This window comes from Candidatus Protofrankia californiensis (genome assembly GCF_900634765.1).
Taxonomy (GTDB): domain Bacteria; phylum Actinomycetota; class Actinomycetes; order Frankiales; family Frankiaceae; genus Protofrankia; species Protofrankia californiensis.
The window spans coordinates 32,340-34,511 of sequence record NZ_CAAAFT010000428.1; the positions used below are offsets into that span (position 1 = coordinate 32,340).

Annotated in this window: 1 protein-coding gene; it reads right to left on the reverse strand. The window is 70.3% G+C overall.

Annotated elements, in window-relative coordinates; translation table 11 throughout:
• Positions 1–2,172 (reverse strand): alpha-glucan family phosphorylase (glgP, locus tag DD1DGNOD_RS22060; protein ID WP_241255911.1); only part of this gene is annotated, 2,172 nt, incomplete at both ends.

The window sequence follows — 2,172 nt, forward strand, 5'->3', positions numbered from 1 at the left end:
GCCCTCGCCGGCGCCGACGTGGGCAAGCGGCAGGGTGGACGGGCCCAGCAGCCGGTCGGCCTCGTCGATCCGGCCGTAGGACGCCTGGACCTCCACGTCGGCCAAGTCCAGGCCACCGAGTTCGACCGTGGCCCGTACCACCAGGGACTGGCCCACCTGAGGAGTGTCACCGAGACCGGCCGAGTCGACGTTGACCACCCGGACACCGGGCCAGGCCGCCCGGACCCGATCCTTCCACGCCGCCAGGTCCCGGGCCCCGCGCGCGGTGTCCGCCGAGGCTGTCCGCGCCGAGGCGCAGGCGGGGATGTAGTAGCGCTCGACGTACTCGCGCACCATCCGGGTGGCGAGCACCTGCGGCCCAAGGGTTGACAGGGTGTGCTTGACCATCGACGTCCAGTGGCGTGGGGGCGCACCCGCACCGGCGACGTCGTAGAAGCGCGTGGTGACCGTGTTCTCCAGCAGGTCGTACAGGGCGGCCGACTCGAGGTCGTCGCGACGGTCGGGGTCCTCCACACCGTCCGCGGTGGGGATCGCCCAGCCGTTCTGGCCGTCGAACATCTCGTCCCACCAGCCGTCCCGGATGGACAGGTTGAGACAGCCGTTGAGCGCGGCCTTCATCCCCGACGTGCCGCACGCCTCCAGCGGGCGCAGCGGGTTGTTCAGCCACACGTCCGATCCGGAGTAGAGGAAGCGCGCCATGCCGATGTCGTAGTCCGGTAGGAAGACGATGCGGTGGCGGACCTCGGGGGCGTCGGAGAACTGCACGATCTGCTGGACGAGCTGCTTGCCGCCGTCGTCGGCCGGGTGCGCCTTGCCGGCGATGACCATCTGAATCGGACGCTGGGGGTGCAGCAGCAGCCGGGTCAGCCGTTCGGGGTCACGCAGCATCAGGGTAAGCCGCTTGTAGGAGGGAACCCGGCGGGCGAACCCGATCGTGAGGATGCCCGGGTCGAACACGCCGTCGACCCAGTCCAGCTCACCGGGAGCGGCACCGCGCTGCAGCCAGGACGCCCGCAGCCGGCGGCGGACCTCGGCCACAAGGCGTTCACGCAGCTCGCGGCGGGTCGACCAGATCGCCTCGTCGGACACTCGGGCGATCTTCGTGAACCCCTCGCCCCCGTCGTCGAGGGGGGACGGACCGAGCTCCCGGTCAGCCAGTTCGATCACGTTCCGGGACACCCAGGTCGCCGCATGAACACCGTTCGTGACCGATCCGATCGCGACCTCCTCCGGGTCGAACCCCGACCACAGACCCGCGAACATCTCGCGGCTGACGATCCCGTGGAGCTTGCTGACCCCGTTGGACCGCTGGGCCAGCCGAAGACCCATATGAGCCATGTTGAAGACGTTCGGGTCGGACTCGGCGCCGAGTTCCAGCACCCGCTCGACGGGCACGCCGGGCCAGACGTTGTCCGCGCCGAAGTGCCGGGCCACCAGATCCCTGGGAAACCGGTCGATCCCGGCCGGTACCGGGGTGTGGGTGGTGAACAGCGTCCCGGCCCGGGTCGCCTCCAACGCCTCGTCGAAGCTCAGGCCGGTAGCTGTCAGCTCCCGGATGCGCTCCAGACCGAGGAAACCGGCGTGGCCCTCGTTGGTGTGGAACACCTCCGGCGCCGGGGCGCCGGAAACCGCCGAGTAGGCACGCAGCGCCCGGACCCCGCCGATACCCAGCAGCATCTCCTGCAGCAGGCGATGGTCCGTGCCACCGCCGTAGAGCCGGTCGGTCACGCCCCGCTCGGCCGGCTGGTTGTCCTCGACGTCGGAGTCGAGCAGGAGCAGCGACACCCGCCCGACCTGCGCCTTCCAGATCTGTGCGTGCAGGGTGTGCCCGTCGGGAAGCCCGAGGGTGATCTTCACGGGCTCGCCGGAGGCGTCGGTGAGCTGGGTCAGCGGCAGACCGTGCGGGTCGATGCCGGGGTAGCGTTCCTGCTGCCAGCCGTCGCGGGACAGCGACTGGACGAAGTAGCCGGCCCGGTAGAGCAGTCCCACCCCCACGATCGGCACACCCAGGTCACTGGCGGTCTTGAGATGATCGCCGGCGAGGATGCCGAGCCCGCCGGAGTACTGCGGCAGCACCTCGGTGATGCCGAACTCCGGCGAGAAGTAGGCGATCGCGCGCGGGCCGTCGGACAGCGACTGGTACCAGCGTGGCGCGGTCAGATATTCGTGCAG